At 73.1% G+C, this 14,953-nt stretch carries 12 protein-coding genes and 1 riboswitch; of the genes, 2 read left to right on the forward strand and 10 right to left on the reverse strand.

Annotated elements, in window-relative coordinates:
* Window positions 1-2: 2 nt before the first annotated feature.
* Window positions 3-2,540: an ABC transporter permease gene (locus MUU72_RS18505; RefSeq protein WP_248014412.1), complete on the forward strand. Its 2,538-nt coding sequence runs from the start codon at window positions 3-5 to the stop codon at window positions 2,538-2,540.
* A 125-nt stretch (window positions 2,541-2,665) separates the two neighbouring features.
* On the opposite strand, the gene MUU72_RS18510 is transcribed toward MUU72_RS18505, so the two are convergent.
* Window positions 2,666-3,994 carry an SAM-dependent methyltransferase gene (locus MUU72_RS18510; RefSeq protein WP_248014413.1) on the reverse strand — a complete coding sequence of 443 codons (1,329 nt, stop codon included), beginning with the start codon at window positions 3,992-3,994 and terminating at the stop codon, window positions 2,666-2,668.
* A gap of 201 nt (window positions 3,995-4,195) precedes the next feature.
* Window positions 4,196-5,584: an NAD(P)/FAD-dependent oxidoreductase gene (locus MUU72_RS18515; protein ID WP_248014414.1), complete on the reverse strand. Its 1,389-nt coding sequence runs from the start codon at window positions 5,582-5,584 to the stop codon at window positions 4,196-4,198.
* A gap of 492 nt (window positions 5,585-6,076) precedes the next feature.
* On the opposite strand from MUU72_RS18515, the gene MUU72_RS18520 reads away from it, so the two are divergent.
* Window positions 6,077-6,346, forward strand: a complete 270-nt coding sequence (locus tag MUU72_RS18520) for a type II toxin-antitoxin system RelE family toxin (RefSeq protein WP_248014415.1) — start codon at window positions 6,077-6,079, stop codon at window positions 6,344-6,346.
* Between the two features lie 52 nt (window positions 6,347-6,398).
* Here the strand turns inward: MUU72_RS18520 and MUU72_RS18525 are convergent, their stop codons facing one another.
* The 8 genes from MUU72_RS18525 to MUU72_RS18560 form a co-directional block, all read right to left on the reverse strand.
* Window positions 6,399-7,352: a Ppx/GppA phosphatase family protein gene (locus MUU72_RS18525; RefSeq protein ID WP_248014416.1), complete on the reverse strand. Its 954-nt coding sequence runs from the start codon at window positions 7,350-7,352 to the stop codon at window positions 6,399-6,401.
* Window positions 7,349-7,903 carry a DUF501 domain-containing protein gene (locus MUU72_RS18530; protein ID WP_248014417.1) on the reverse strand — a complete coding sequence of 185 codons (555 nt, stop codon included), beginning with the start codon at window positions 7,901-7,903 and terminating at the stop codon, window positions 7,349-7,351. Before MUU72_RS18530 ends, MUU72_RS18525 begins: the two co-directional genes overlap by 4 nt.
* Window positions 7,904-7,992: 89 nt before the next feature.
* The gene (locus MUU72_RS18535; RefSeq protein WP_248014418.1) at window positions 7,993-8,475 is read right to left on the reverse strand and encodes an FtsB family cell division protein; all 483 of its coding nucleotides are present in this window, start codon (window positions 8,473-8,475) and stop codon (window positions 7,993-7,995) included.
* A gap of 145 nt (window positions 8,476-8,620) precedes the next feature.
* Window positions 8,621-9,937: a phosphopyruvate hydratase gene (eno, locus tag MUU72_RS18540; protein WP_248014419.1), complete on the reverse strand. Its 1,317-nt coding sequence runs from the start codon at window positions 9,935-9,937 to the stop codon at window positions 8,621-8,623.
* Between the two features lie 228 nt (window positions 9,938-10,165).
* Window positions 10,166-10,834 (reverse strand): LysM peptidoglycan-binding domain-containing protein, encoded by a 669-nt coding sequence (locus tag MUU72_RS18545; RefSeq protein WP_248014420.1) that lies wholly within the window; start codon window positions 10,832-10,834, stop codon window positions 10,166-10,168.
* Window positions 10,835-10,841: 7 nt separating this feature from the next.
* Window positions 10,842-11,013, reverse strand: a riboswitch (cyclic di-AMP (ydaO/yuaA leader).
* A 260-nt stretch (window positions 11,014-11,273) separates the two neighbouring features.
* Window positions 11,274-12,272: a LysM peptidoglycan-binding domain-containing protein gene (locus MUU72_RS18550; protein ID WP_248014421.1), complete on the reverse strand. Its 999-nt coding sequence runs from the start codon at window positions 12,270-12,272 to the stop codon at window positions 11,274-11,276.
* Window positions 12,273-12,500: 228 nt separating this feature from the next.
* Window positions 12,501-13,799 (reverse strand): cytochrome P450 family protein, encoded by a 1,299-nt coding sequence (locus MUU72_RS18555; protein ID WP_248014436.1) that lies wholly within the window; start codon window positions 13,797-13,799, stop codon window positions 12,501-12,503.
* A gap of 168 nt (window positions 13,800-13,967) precedes the next feature.
* Complete coding sequence (locus MUU72_RS18560) at window positions 13,968-14,843, reverse strand: LysR family transcriptional regulator (RefSeq protein ID WP_248014422.1); 876 nt, start codon at window positions 14,841-14,843, stop codon at window positions 13,968-13,970.
* Between the last annotated feature and the right edge of the window lie 110 nt (window positions 14,844-14,953).

Raw genomic sequence — 14,953 nt, forward strand, 5'->3', positions numbered from 1 at the left:
CCATGTTCCGTACCGCCTTGCGCAATGTGCTCGCGCACAAGGCCCGGCTGCTGATGACCGTCCTCGCCGTGATGCTCGGCGTGGCCTTCGTCTCCGGCACCCTGGTCTTCACCTCGACCCTCTCCGACGCCCTCCAGACCAGCTCCCGCAAGGGCTTCGACAACGTCGACGTCGCCATCCAGCAGTCGCGCGGCCCGGCCGACCCGGGCACCGCACCGGGCGCCGCCCGCTCCGTGCTCGACCAGAAGCTGCTGGACACCGCCGCCCGGCTGCCCGGCGCCGCCTCGGCCACCGGCAGCGTCTCCGGCTTCACCGCCATCGCCGACAAGCACGGCACGATGATCGGCGACGGCTTCTCCACCCGCGGCGCCAACTACTCCCCCGGCCCCGGCGGCACCGACGCCCGCTACCCGATGCGCAGCGGCACGGCGCCCCAGGGCCCGCGCGAGTTCGCCCTGGACGCCCGCACCGCCGACCGCGGCGGCTACAAGGTCGGCGACACCGTCCGGATATCCGTCGACGGCCCGGTCCGGGAGCAGAAGCTCACCGGCATCTTCACCACCGACGACGGCGCGGTCTCGGCCGGCGGCAGCCTCGCGCTGTTCGACACCGCCACCGCCCAGAAGCTGTTCACGGCGCCCGGCCAGTTCGACGAGATCGACCTCAAGGCCGCGCCCGGCACGTCCCAGACGGCGCTGAAGGCCGCGGTGGAGAAGGTGCTGCCGCACGGCGCCGAGGCCACCACCGGCCGGCAGCTCGCCGACAACCAGGCCAAGATGATCGCGCAGAGCATGGACGGCATGAAGACCGGCCTGCTGGCCTTCGCCGGTATCGCGCTGTTCGTCGGCATCTTCATCATCGCCAACACCTTCACCATGCTGGTCGCCCAGCGCACCAAGGAACTGGCGCTGCTCCGCGCCGTCGGCGCCAGCCGCCGCCAGGTCACCCGCTCGGTGCTGACCGAGGCGCTGGTGGTCGGCGCGGTGGCCGCGGTGACGGGCCTGGCGGCCGGTATCGGCGTCGGGGCCGGGCTGCGCGCGCTGATGGGCGCCACCGGTGCCCGGGTGCCCGACGGCCCGCTGGTGGTCTCGCCCACCACGATCCTGATCTCCCTGCTGGTCGGCATCGTCGTCACGGTCCTGGCCGCCTGGCTGCCCGGCCGCCGGGCCGCGAAGATCCCGCCGGTCGCCGCGATGAACAGCGTGCACGCCACCGCCACCACCAAGTCGCTGGTGGTCCGCAACACCCTCGGCGCGCTCTTCGCCGGCGCCGGTACGGCCGCCGTCCTGGTCGCCACCGGGATGTCGGACGGCAAGGTCACCATGGGGGCCGGCGCCGGACTGCTGCTGATCGGCGTCTTCGTGCTGACGCCGCTGCTGTCCCGGCCGCTGATCGCACTGGCCGCCCCGGTGCTGCGCCTCTTCGGGATCTCCGGCGTCCTCGCCCGGCAGAACGCGGTCCGCAACCCGCGCCGGACGGCCGCCACCGCCTCCGCGCTGATGATCGGGCTGACCCTGATCACCGGCCTGACGGTGATCGCCGGCAGTGTGCAGCACGGCATCGACAAGATGGCCACCTCCGCCCTGAAGGCCGACTACGTGGTCTCCATGGCGAGCGGCACCCCGCTCTCCCCGGACGTGGCGAAGAAGCTCGCCGCCTCCGCCGAGGTCACCGCGTCCAGCCCGCTGCGCAACTCCCCGGCCCGCGTCGGCACCGCCACCGAGTACCTCACCGGCGTCAACGGCCCCGACTTCGCCAAGCTCACCAGCCTGGACTTCACCCAGGGCGCGCTCGGCACGCTCGGCGGCGGCCGCGCGGTGGTGGACGACGCGCTGGCCAAGGCGAAGGGCTGGCACCCCGGCTCGCGGTTCCCGGTGACGTTCGAGGACGGCAAGCAGGGCACGCTCACCGTCAGCGGGGTCTACCGCGGCAACCAGGTCATCCGCGGCATCCTCCTGGACAACGGCACCCTCGCCCCGCACCAGAAGCACGCCACCGACATGCAGGTGATGGTCAAGACGGTGCACGGGGCCACCCCCGAGGCCAAGGACGCCCTGGTCGACGCGCTGGGCAAGAACCCCGCGATCACCATCGCCGACAAGAAGGACGTCTCCGACGCCATCGCCCAGATGTTCACGCTGATGCTGAACATGGTCTACGGGCTGCTGGCCATGGCGGTCATCGTCGCGGTGCTCGGCGTCATCAACACCCTGGCGATGTCGGTCTTCGAGCGGTCCCAGGAGATCGGGATGCTGCGCGCCATCGGCCTGGACCGCCGCGGCATCAAGCGGATGGTGCGCCTGGAGTCGCTGGTGATCTCGCTCTTCGGCGGGGTGCTGGGCATCGGCCTGGGTGTCTTCTTCGGCTGGGCGGCCGGCGAGCTGATCAGCGGCTCGCTGCCGACGTACGAACTGGTCCTGCCCTGGGGCCGGATGGCGGTCTTCCTCGCGGTGGCCGCGCTGGTGGGCGTGCTGGCCGCGCTGTGGCCGGCCCGCCGGGCCGCGAAGCTCAACATGCTCCAGGCCATCAAGAGCGAGTAGCCCGGAGCGGCCGGCCGGCCCGAGCACCCTGGGCAGGCCGAGGGCCCCGGTCCCGCACCGCGCGGGACCGGGGCCCTTTGCCGTCGTGCCCGGCCCGGTCCGTGCGGACCGGCGGGCGGCGCCGCTCAGCCCCGCCAGTCGCGGGCCCGCAGCGGCAGCCCGGAGGTGCCGGAGTCCGGGGTGCGGACGGCCAGCACCTGGTTGACCCCTATGCGGTTGCGCTCGAAGGACAGCGCCGAGGCGGCCATGTAGAGCCGCCAGACCCGGGCCCGCCCCGGCGAGGTGAGGCGCACCGCCTCCGTCCAGTGCTGCTCCAGATTGGCCACCCACTGACGCAGCGTCAGCGCGTAGTGCTCCCGGATCGCCTCCACGTCCCGCACCTCGAAACCGGCCTCCTCCAGCTGGGCGACCGTCCGCCCCACCGGCGCCAGTTCCCCGTCGGGGAAGACGTAGCGGTCGATGAACTCGTCGACGTGGTACGCCTCCTCGTCCACCAGCGGCCGCCGGGCGATCTGGTGGTTCAGCAGCCGCCCCCCGGGCCGCAGCAGGCCGTACAGCAGGCCGGCGTACTCGGCGTAGCGGGCCCGGCCGACGTGCTCGGCCATCCCGATGGAGGAGATCGCGTCGAACGGCCCGTCGCCGACCTCGCGGTAGTCCTGCACCCGGATCTCGATCCGGTCGGTGAGCCCGGCCTCGGCGACCCGCTTGCGGGCGTAGGTCGCCTGCTCCTCGGAGAGCGTGATACCGACCGCCCGGACGCCGTACTCGCGGGCCGCGTGCAGCACCATCGAACCCCAGCCGCAACCCACGTCCAGCAGCCGCCGGCCCTCGGACAGGCCGAGCTTGCGGCAGATCAGGTCGAGCTTGTCGCGCTGCGCCTCCTCCAGGGTGGGCGCGCCGCCGGCCGCCTGGCCGGCGGGCTTCCAGTACGCGCAGGAGTAGACCATCGACGGGCCGAGCACCAGCTCGTAGAAGGCGTTGCCGACGTCGTAGTGGTGGCTGATGGCCTGCCGGTCGCGGAGCAGGGAGTGCAGCGCGCCGCGGCGCGGGCGGGCCTCCTCGGCGGGCGGCGCGGGCGGCAGCGGCAGCCCGGCCAGCGACAGGAGTTCCTTCCCGGCCGCGCGGATCTCGGGCCGGGCCAGGGCGCGCAGCGCGGCGGTGCGGGCCGGCTTCCCGGCGGCCTCGCCGCGCTCCCAGATCGTCCCGGCGAGCAGGTCCAGCGCCTCGTAGAGGTCCCCGTCGACGTCGAGGTCGCCGGCCACCCAGGCCCGGGCCAGGCCCAGTTCGCCCGGTTTGAACAGCAGCCGGCGCAGCGCGCGGCGGTTGCGGAAGACCAGCACCGGGGCGCCCGGCGGACCGGACTCGCTCGCGTCCCAGGCGCGGATCCGCACCGGAAGCGGGGCTCCCAGCACCTCCTCGGCGAGCTTGGTGAGCCGTCCAGCGGCACCGGCCATGTCGCACACCTCCGTCGTGACGAGTCGGGGCAAAGAAGTTTCACCCACCACGTAAACGCCAAGTGGGCGCGCGGATAGTCCCGTTCGTCAGCAAGAGAACAACACGGCGCCGGGTTTCGGCCACACCCGGGCACGCCGAAGGGCGCCCGCCCCACGGATGGCGGACGCCCTTCGGGCTGGTCGGAGTACCCGACCGGGAAATCAGGAAGCCTTGGCCTTCGGCTTGCCTCCGTCGGCCGCGGCGGCCGGGGCGGGGGCGGGCTTGGCGGCCTCGTAGAACTCCTCGCGGGGGTTCTCCATGGCGCCGAGCGAGACCACCTCGCGCTTGAGGAAGGTCGCCAGCGTCCAGTCGGCGAAGACCCGGATCTTGCGGTTGAACGTCGGCATCGCCATGCCGTGGTACGCGCGGTGCATGTACCAGGCGAGACGGCCCTTGAGCTTGATCTTCATCTTGCCCATGACGATCATCGCGACGCCCTTGTGCAGGCCCAGGCCCGCGACCGCGCCCTTGTTGGCGTGGCTGTACTCCTTCTGCGGGAAGCCCCGCATACCGGAGACCACGTTGTCGCCGAGGACCTTGGCCTGCCGCAGCGCGTGCTGCGCGTTCGGCGGGCACCAGGCGTTCTCGTTGCCGTTCCGGCGGCCGACCATGTCCGGGACCTGGGCGTTGTCGCCCGCGGCCCAGATGTAGTCGGTGCCCTGCACCTGGAGGGTGGCGGCGGTGTCGATGTGGCCCCGCGGGCCGAGCGGCAGGCCGAAGCGGGACAGCGCCGGGTTCGGCTTGACGCCGGCGGTCCACACGATGGTGTTCGAGAGCACCTCGAGGCCGTTGTTGAGGATCACGTGGCCGTCGACGCAGGAGTCCATACCGGTCTTGAGGTAGACCTCGACGCCGCGGGACTCCAGGTGCTCCTTGCCGTAGGCACCGAGCTTGGGACCGACCTCGGGCAGGATCTTGTCCGCGACGTCGACCAGCAGGAAGCGCATGTCCTCGCGCTTGACGTTCTTGTAGTACTTCGCGGCGTCGCGGGCCATGTCCTCGACCTCACCGACGGTCTCCGCACCGGCGAAGCCGCCGCCGACGAAGACGAAGGTCAGCGCCTTGCGGCGGACCTCCTCGTCGGTCGTGGAGTCGGCCTTGTCCAGCTGCTCCAGGACGTGGTTGCGCAGGCCGATGGCCTCCTCGATGCCCTTCATGCCGATGCCGTTCTCGGCCAGGCCGGGGATCGGGAAGGTGCGGGAGACCGCGCCCATGGCGACGACGAGGTAGTCGAAGGGCAGCTCGTACGCATCGCCCACGAGCGGGGCGATGGTGGCGACCTTGCGGTCCTGGTCGATGGTCGTCACCCGCCCGGTGAGGACCTCCGCCTTGGGCAGCACGCGCCGCAGCGGGACCACGACATGACGGGGGGAGATGCTGCCGGCCGCAGCTTCAGGGAGGAAGGGCTGGTACGTCATGTACGAGCGCGGGTCGACGACCGTGACGGTCGCCTCGCCGTACCGCATCTTCTTGAGGATGCGGCGCGCCGCGTACAGGCCTACGTACCCACCGCCTACAACGAGGATCCTGGGACGCTCCGTGGTGCTCATGCAATCGAGTATCCACCCCCACATGGGGGGTCGCTCGTGAGCCCCTTCACAAGAATGTCGGGGGCATCTGCTACACTCCGCCGCCCCCGTGACGGACGCCATAGTGCGTTCGGGGAACCACGGTATAACGCGACACGTTGGACACCCCCGTTGATCAGGGCTTGTCCCGCTCCGAGGGGCCGTACCACGGCCTTCGGAGACCCTGTCGCACCCCGCCGAAGACCCACCGTAGACCCCGCAAATCCCGGGCAGATGAGTCCTAGGACCTTCGAATGAGGGACGGATGGCCCCGTAGTTCGCCCGAGAGGCGGGTTTTTCATGTGAAGGATTTCACGAACTTTCTTTCCGGCGGCCCTCCGGGGCGGCGTCCGGAGGCCCTCGACAGCACCCGCGCGGGGCGCCGCGCGCCCAAGGGCCCGGCCCGCGGGGGTGGTTCACCGGCCCTCCCGGGCCCGGGCCGGCGAGGGGCACCGAGCGCTCCGAAGACGCTGCGTGACGTACGCCTTGCGGTTCACCGCAGCGGCCCAGCGACAGCTTCGCGCCATCGATCGGCCTGCTGCCATGCGCATCCTCGCCGCACTGACCGCGCTCGGCGACGATCCGTACCGCGAGGACGCCGACATCAAGAAACTCTCCGGCCCGTCGGGCCTCTGCCGACTCCGGGTCGGCACCTACCGGATCGCCTACCGGGTCGAGGACGCCGAGCTCATCGTTCTCGTCGTCAGGGTCGGCGACCGGCACGACGTCTACCGCAGCATCTGAGTGCGAACGGCCCGGAGCCCAAGGGATCCGGGCGGTCCGCACAGCGGCGGGGTCACGCCTCGTCGAGTGCGGCGTGCCAGGCGATGCCGTCCAGGATGTCGTGCTCGCTGACCACGACCTCCGCGGCGCCGACCCGCTCCATGATCGCCAGCAGTACCAGGGAGCCGGCGGCGATGACGTCGACCCGGCCGGGGTGCATGACCGGGATCGCGGCGCGCTCGGCGTGGGTGGAGTGCAGCAGCCGCCCGGTGATCTCCCGGACGGTGTCCAGGGAGATCCGGGAGTGGTGGATGGCCGCGGAGTCGTAGTGGTCCAGGCCGAGCGCGATGGCGGCGACGGTGGTCACCGAACCGGCCAGGCCGACCAGGGTGGCCGCCTCGGTCAGCGGCACGGCCTCCTCGGCGCGGTCCAGCGCCGCGGCGATGTCGGCCTTGATCGCGGCGATCTGCTCCGCGGTGGGCGGGTCGGAGAGCGCGCCGTCGCGCAGCAGGTGGCGCTCGGTCATCCGCACGCAGCCGACGTCCACCGAGCGGGCCGCGCGGACCGTCCGGTCACCCAGCACGAACTCGGTCGAACCGCCGCCGATGTCCACGACGAGGTAGGGGAGTTCGATGTGCGGGTGGCCGGTCAGCTCCTTGGTGGCGCCGGTGAAGGAGAACTCCGCCTCCTGGTCCCCGGTGATCACCTCGGGCTCCACGCCCAGGATGCCGACGACCCCGCGGACGAAGTCGTCGCGGTTCTCGGCGTCCCGGGAGGCGGAGGTGGCCACGAACCGCACCCGCTCGGCGCCCAGCTCCGCGATCACCGCGGCGTACTCGCGGCAGGCCGCGAAGGTGCGCTCCAGGGCCTCCGGCGCCAGCCGTCCGGTGCGGTCCACGCCCTGGCCCAGCCGGACGATCTGCATCCGGCGGTCGAGTTCCTTCAGCTCACCGGTGGCCGGGTCCACGTCCGCGACCAGCAGGCGGATGGAGTTGGTGCCGCAGTCGACGGCGGCGACGCGCTTCATGCGGACTCCCCCTCGGCGGTCGCGTCGCCGGCCGCGGCGCACGGGTTCACGCACGGGCCCTTCCGCCACCACTCGGGCAGCATGGCCAGTGCCTCGTCACCGAGCGGGTTGACGCCCGGACCGGCGGCCAGGGAGTGGCCGACCAGGACGTGCAGGCACTTGACCCGGTCGGGCATCCCGCCGGCGCTGGGGAAGCCCTCCAGCACCTCGATGGCGTCCCGGCGGCGGATGTAGTCCTCGTGGGCGGCGCGGTAGGCCGCGGCGAGCTCCGGGTCGTTCGCCAGCCGCTCGGTCATCTCCTTCATCACGCCGTTGGCCTCCAGCGTGCCGATCGCGGAGGCGGCGCGCGGGCAGGTCAGGTAGTAGAGCGTGGGGAAGGGGGTGCCGTCCTCCAGGCGCGGGGCGGTCTCGACGACGTCCGGCTGGCCGCAGGGGCAGCGGTGGGCGATCGCGCGCAGGCCGCGCGGCGGCCGGCCGAGCTGCTCCTTGAAGGCGGCGATGTCCGCGGCGGTGGGCTCGGTGGGCTCGGTCTGGGGCGGGGGCGTGTCCATGTGCGCTTTCGGTGAGGGCCGGATGGTCGGTGGCGGGCGGCCGGAGGCGGTCCCGCCCGTACAGTCTCGCCGGTGGGGACGGCCGGGGGCTACCGCTTGCCGGCGGCGACCGCGGTGCCGGTGGCGTCGGCCGTGTCCACGGCGTCCCAGAGCTTGTCGTACCAGGGGCGCGGGGCGGCCTGCGCGCCCCTGGGGGCGGCGCGGACGCCGGAGCCGTCCTGGACGGTGTACCCGGTCTCGCCCGGCATGACGTAGTGCAGGTGGCGGCGGGCCTGCTGGCGGACGTAGGCCGGGTCCTGCCAGCGGGCCTTCTCGTCGCGCAGGCGGTCGAGCGCGGCGGCGGCGTCCTGGGCCTTGCGGCGCTGGTCGGCGATGTCGGAGCGCTGGGAGATGTACTGCCGGGTGGGGTACGCCAGGGCGACCACCAGGGAGCACAGCACCAGCGCCAGCAGGGCGGCGCGGCCGGTGAGGCGGTTGCGGCGGGGCCGCCGCCCGGCGCGCTGCACCCGGGCGGCCGCCTGCTCGCCGAGCGCCTTGAGCCGGGTCGCGGTGGAGAACCGGTCCGCGGGCACGTCGCCTCGCCTCCCCTTCAGCTTCGTCCTGACGTCGTCCCACCAGGTCCGCCGTCAGCCGTCGTGCACCGGCATGGCGGACGTCCCCGGCAACGGTACGGGACCGGCGCCGGGGACGCTTCGCTTCTCGGGTCCGACCCGGCCGTCAGCCCTTGAAACGGGGGAAGGCGGAGCGGCCGGCGTACACCGCGGCGTCGTCGAGGATCTCCTCGATGCGCAGCAGCTGGTTGTACTTGGCGACGCGCTCGGAGCGGGCCGGGGCGCCGGTCTTGATCTGGCCGCAGTTGGTGGCGACGGCGAGGTCGGCGATGGTGACGTCCTCGGTCTCACCGGAGCGGTGCGACATCATGCACTTGAAGCCGTTGCGCTGGGCCAGCTCGACGGCGTCCAGGGTCTCGGTCAGCGAACCGATCTGGTTGACCTTCACCAGGAGGGCGTTGGCGCTGCCCTCCTCGATGCCGCGGGCCAGGCGCTCGGGGTTGGTGACGAAGAGGTCGTCGCCGACCAGCTGGACCTTGCTGCCGAGCTTGTCGGTGATGACCTTCCAGCCGGCCCAGTCGTCCTCGAACAGCGGGTCCTCGATGGAGACCAGCGGGTAGGCGCCCACCAGCTCCTCGTAGTACTCCGTCATCTCGGCGGCGCTGCGCTCCTTGCCCTCGAAGAGGTACTTGCCGTCCTTGTAGAACTCGGAGGCGGCGACGTCCAGGGCGAGCGCGATGTCCTGGCCGGGGGCGTAGCCGGCCTGCTTGATGGCCTCCAGGATGAGGTCCAGCGCCTCGCGGTTGGAGCCGAGGTTCGGGGCGAAGCCGCCCTCGTCGCCGAGGCCGGTGGACAGGCCGCGCTCCTTGAGGACCTTCTTGAGGGTGTGGTAGACCTCCGCGCCCCAGCGCAGCGCCTCGGAGAAGGACTCCGCGCCGATCGGGGCGATCATGAACTCCTGGATGTCCACGTTGGAGTCGGCGTGCGAGCCGCCGTTCAGGATGTTCATCATCGGCACGGGCAGGACGTGCGCGTTCGGGCCGCCCAGGTAGCGGAACAGCGGCAGGTCGCTGGCCTCGGAGGCGGCGTGCGCGACGGCCAGGGAGACGCCGAGGATGGCGTTGGCGCCCAGCGAGCCCTTGTTGTCGGTGGCGTCCAGGTCGAACATCGCCTGGTCGATCAGCCGCTGCTCGGTGGCGTCGTAGCCGACCAGCTCCGGGCCGATCTGCTCGATGACGGCCAGGACGGCCTTCTCCACGCCCTTGCCGAGGTAGCGGTTGGGGTCGCCGTCGCGCAGCTCGATGGCCTCGAAGGCGCCGGTCGAGGCACCGGACGGGACGGCGGCACGGCCGGTGCTGCCGTCGTCGAGGCCGACCTCGACCTCGACCGTGGGATTACCTCGCGAGTCGAGAATTTCGCGGGCTACGACGACGTCGATGGACGGCACGTTGTCTCCTTCATGGGTGTCTGGAGTTCTCGGCATGAGCCTAACGGCCCGGGGCGGATCCGCTCGCCCGTGGCCCGCTCCGTGGGACGAAAAAACCCCAACAAGCAGGCCAAAGGCCCAGTTCACGGGAGGTTTCCGCGCATTGTTCGCTGAGCGGTGAACGCCGCCCCGCCCCGCGGCCGGCGGGCCCGGGGGAAACGGAAGAAGCCCCGCCGCGGCGCGCTCGGGGGTACGCGCCGGGGCGGGGCAGCTCTCTCGGGCGGCTCAGATGCTGAGCTTCTGGCCCGGGAAGATCAGGTTGGGGTTGCCGCCGATGACGGACTTGTTGGCGGCGTAGACCGCCTTCCAGGTGGTGCCGTGCGCCTTGGCGATCTTGGCGAGGGTGTCGCCGGCCTTGACGGTGTAGTGCTGGCCGGAGCGGTGCGAGCGCTCCGGGGCCGGGGCCTGCTCGCGCACCGGGGCGGACTTCTTCTTCTTGGTGCCCTCGGTGTACTTGCGGGCGTCCGAGCCACCCTGGCTCTTCTTCACGGTGGCGCCGGAGGGGTCGACGTTGGCGGCCGGGCCGCCGGCGGTCAGGTTGCCGGCACCGGCGCAGGACCAGGCGCCCGGGCCCTGGATGGCGAGGAGCTTCTCGGCGGCGGCGATCTGCTGGGCCTTGGTGGCCAGGTCGGCGCGCGGGGCGTACTTCAGGCCGCCGGCCGCGGCCCAGCTGGAGTTCGAGAACTGCAGGCCACCGTAGTAGCCGTTGCCGGTGTTGATCGACCAGTTCCCGCCGGACTCGCACTGGGCGACCTTGTCCCAGGTGGCGACGGACGCGGCGGAGGCGGAGGTGGCGCCCAGCAGCGGAGCGGCGACGGCGGCGCCGGCGACACCGGCCAGGGTGGCCACGCGGACGGCCTTGGAGCTGCGGCGGTGCTTGCCCTTGTTCAGCATCGTGCGTTCGTTTCCTCACCGACGCCTGCGAGGTGAGCTGTCGGGTTCGGGCCGTGTGAGCTGCCCGGCCGCGTGTGCGGTGCACACGTGGCTTCACCCCAAGCCGGTTGACCCGTTCTCACGGGCGGGGCCGGCGCAAACCTTGGGTCCCCCGCTCCTGCCTTCGGCGCTTGCGCGTCATCCGCCTCCGACCGCCGGCAGGACTCGGCGTGCGATCGGAGGGCCCGCTTTGGCGAGCGGTCCTGACCGTAAGCAGTAACCCTGTTGGTGTTCAAACCCCATCTTCTGAACCCAGTTGACCGTTTTTGATCATCGGGCGGGCCATTTCCGCAGGTAGACACCGAAATGGAAACGGGGGACGGGCCTCGGCCCACCCCCCGCAACGAGAGCCATATCTCACTTTTACGAAACGCCGCGAAATCCGGCGAACTGCCGGTAACTACCGCTGTGTCCGCCCGAGATCGAGCAGCTGACCGGGCTGGATGAGGTCCGCGTCGGCCCCGATGACGTCCTGGTTGCGGTGGTAGAGGGCGGGCCAGCCGCCCGGCAGGTCGTGCGCGCCGGCGATCGCTGACAGGTTGTCACCCGGGCGGACCCGGTAGCGGCCGCTGTCCTCCGGGGGCGTACGGGGCGCCTCGCCGCCGCGGGAGGCGTGCCGGCCGGCGTCCCGGTCCTCCCCGGCGTCCGCGCCGCCGTCCGGCGCGCCGCGGTGCCGTCCGCCGGCGGCGGGCGGCGTGCCGGTGTCGCCGGGGCCGCCGGGTGCGGCGGAGCCGGACGGGTCCGGGGCGGCCGGGCCGGACGGGTCGCCGGCGGGCGAGCCCGGAGCGGACGGGGCGGGGGCGGACGGGGAGGGGGAGTCCGCGGGGGCCGGGGTGGCCGGGGGCGGGCCCGCCGCGTCGCCGCCGGGGGTGGACGCGCCGGGCGCCGGGGTGGCCGGGTCCGCGGTGTCCTGGCCGCCCGCGCCGCCGTCGTCCGCCGCACCGCCGCTCCGGCCGGTGCCGCCCGGCGTCCCGGCCGTACCGGAGGGGCCGCCGGACGGACCGGAGCCGCCGGAGCCGGTCCCGGTGCCGCCGTCGGACGGGGGCGGGGTGGGGCGGGGGGTGCTGCCCGGGTCGACGCCGGGGGCGCGGCGGTCGCCGGTGAGGCCGGCGGTCACCGCGCAGCCGTGGAAGGCGTCCGGGCCGCGGTGGTCGAGGATCGCCTGGGCCACGGCTATCTGCTGGGCGCGGCTGGCGAGGTCGGGCCGGGCGGCGTAGGCGGAGCCGCCGTAGTCGTCCCACATCTCCTGGGTGAGCCGGAGGCCGCCGTAGAAGCCGTTGCCGGCCGAGCTCCACACCCCGCCGCTCTCGCACTGCGCGACGCGGTCCCAGGTCGCCGCGTCGGCGGCGTGCGCGCCGCTCGCGGTCAGCAGCGGCAGGGCCAGGCCCGCGCCGGTCACTCCTGCCGTGACAAAGATGGCCGGTGCTTGACGGGGGCGACGGTGCCGGCCGTTCCCGGAACGCATGCGGTTGCCTTTCGCGCGGCGGTTGAGTTGTCGGACCGCCGCCGGGCGGGGCCGGAGCCGGCCCCGCGTCCGACCGCGATCGGTGGAAAGGTAACCGGGGTCACGGGCAGTCACAAGCCGGTGTAGCAGAGATCACGCAATGATTACGTGTCTGACGGGCCGTCAGTCACAGTGGGGAACCGCTCCGGACGGCTCCGGCGTGAACTCCACCGGCAGCGACCGCAGTCCGCGCATGATGAGCCCGCCGCGCCAGCGCAATTCCTCACTTTCCACCGCAAGCCGCAGGTCCGGCAGCCGGGACAGCAGCGTCGCCAGCGCGGTCTGGCCTTCGAGCCGGGCCAGGGGCGCGCCGAGGCAGTAGTGGATGCCGTGACCGTAGCCGAGGTGCGGGTTGTCACGGCGGGTGAGGTCGAGGACGTCCGGCTCGGCGAACCGGGCCGGGTCGCGGTCGGCGGCGGCCAGCACCACCAGGACCGGGTCCCCCGCCGCGATCCGCTGCCCGCCCAGCACCAGGTCCCGGGTCGCGTACCGCCAGGTGGCCAGCTCCACCGGCCCGTCGTAGCGGAGCAGCTCCTCCACCGCGGTGCCGAGCAGCTCGGAGTCGCCGGCCGCCAGCGACTTCTCCAGCAGTTCGCGCTGGTCGGGGTGGCGGAGCAGGGCGTGGACGCCGTTGCCGATCAAGTTCACGGTCGTTTCGAAACCCGCGAACAGGAGCACGAAGCACATCGCGGCGGCCTCGTTCTCCGTGAGGTGCTCGCCGTGGTCGGAGGCCCGGATCAGCCCGGAGATCAGGTCGTCGCCGAGGTCCGCGCGCTTGCGGTGGATCAGCTCGGCCAGATATGCCCGTATCTTCTTCACCGACCGGGCGACGCCGCCGCGCGGCGCGGGGCCGTGGCCCGGCTTCGTGTGGCGCAGCATCATGCCCGCCCAGTCCCGGAAGTCGTCCTGGTCCTCCGGCGGGACGCCGAGCAGATCGCAGATCGCGTAGATCGGCAGCGGGAACGCGAACTCGTGGATGAGGTCGGCCTCACCGCGGGCGGCGAAGCCGTCGATCAGGTGGTCGGTCAGCTCCTGTACGCGCGGCGCGAACGCGGCGACCCGGCGCGGGGTGAACGCCTTGGAGACCAGGCGGCGCAGCCGGGTGTGGTCCGGCGGGTCGATGTTCAGCAGGTGCGTCATGAGGTTGGCGCTGCGCTCGCCCGGAATGCCGGTCTTGCCCTTGCCATGGGCGGCCTCGGAGTGGTGCACCGGGTTCTTCGACAGCCGGGCGTCGGCGAGCGCCTGCCGGGCGTCCGCGTAGCGCGTCACCAGCCACGCCTCGACACCGCTGGGCAGCCGGGTGCGGTGCACCGGCGCGTGCGCCCGCAGCCAGGCGTACGCCGGGTACGGGTCGGCGGCGAACTGCCAGGAGAAGAGCGCGGGGACCGGGCCGGCGGCGGGCCCGCCGGGAGCCGGGGCCACCGGGCAGGCGGGCGCGGGGCCCGCCGGGCGGGGATCGGACGTCGGGGACTTCTGCTGCACGTATCGACCGTAACCGGTGCCGCATCCGCCCCACCGCGCCCGCCCACCCCACGACCGGGCCCCCGCCCCGGCCGCCCCCCGTTACGCCGTCCCTCTCCCCTCCCTACGTCACCCCGGCTCCACCCCCAGCCCCGCCAGGAACGCCGCCGCGGCCGGCGAGGGCCCCTGCGCGCTCCACACCACCCGCTCGGTCCGCTCCGGCGCCGGCCGCACCCGGACGATCCGCAGCCCGCCCAGCCGCCGGGCGAACACCTCCGGCACCATCCCGATCCCGAGCCCGGCCCGGACCAGCTCGGCCAGGAACTCCACGGTCGTCACCTCGAACGCCACCTCGGCCGTCAGCCCCGCCGCCCGGAACACCTCCTCGCGCTGCCGCCGCGCCGCCGACCCCTCCGCGTAGTCCACGAAGGTCTCCCGCGCCACCCGCGCCAGCGTCGTCCACTCCCGCCCGGCCAGCGGGTGCTCCGGCGGCACCACCGCGACCAGCTCCCCGCGCGCCAGCACCCGCTCCCGGACGCCGGCCGTGCGCGCCCCCGGCACCAGCCCGACGAACGCCACGTCCAGCGTGCCCTGGCGCACCCGCTCGATCAGCGGATCGCTCATGTCCATCCGCAGGCCGACCCGCACCTTCGGGTACGCGGCGCGGAACGCCCCCAGTGCGCGGGCGAGGTCCACCGCCCCCACCGTGGAGATCGCCCCGACCGCCAGCCGGCCGCGCACCTCGCCGGTGGCCGCCTCCACCTCCGCCCGGGCCCGCTCGGCCGCCGCGAGCGCCTGCCGGGCGACCGGAACGAACGCCTCCCCGGCGGCGGTCAGCCGCACGCTGCGGCTCGTCCGGTCGAAGAGCCGGGCCCCCAGCTCCTTCTCCAGCCGCGCGATCTGGTGGCTGAGCGCGGACTGCACCACATGGCAGCGCTCCGCGGCCCGGGTGAACCCACCGGTCTCGGCGACCGCGACGACGTACCGCATCTGCTGGAGCTCCATACGCGCGATCGTAGGCGCGCCCCGCCCGGCCCCCCTCTCCCCGGCCGGCCCGCCCATCCATCGCGTTCCACGATCGATGCGATGAAAACTATGCGTTGGACCGATTGCCG

Origin of the sequence: Streptomyces rhizoryzae (genome assembly GCF_023155275.1) — a bacterium.
GTDB classification, from domain to species: Bacteria; Actinomycetota; Actinomycetes; order Streptomycetales; family Streptomycetaceae; genus Streptomyces; species Streptomyces rhizoryzae.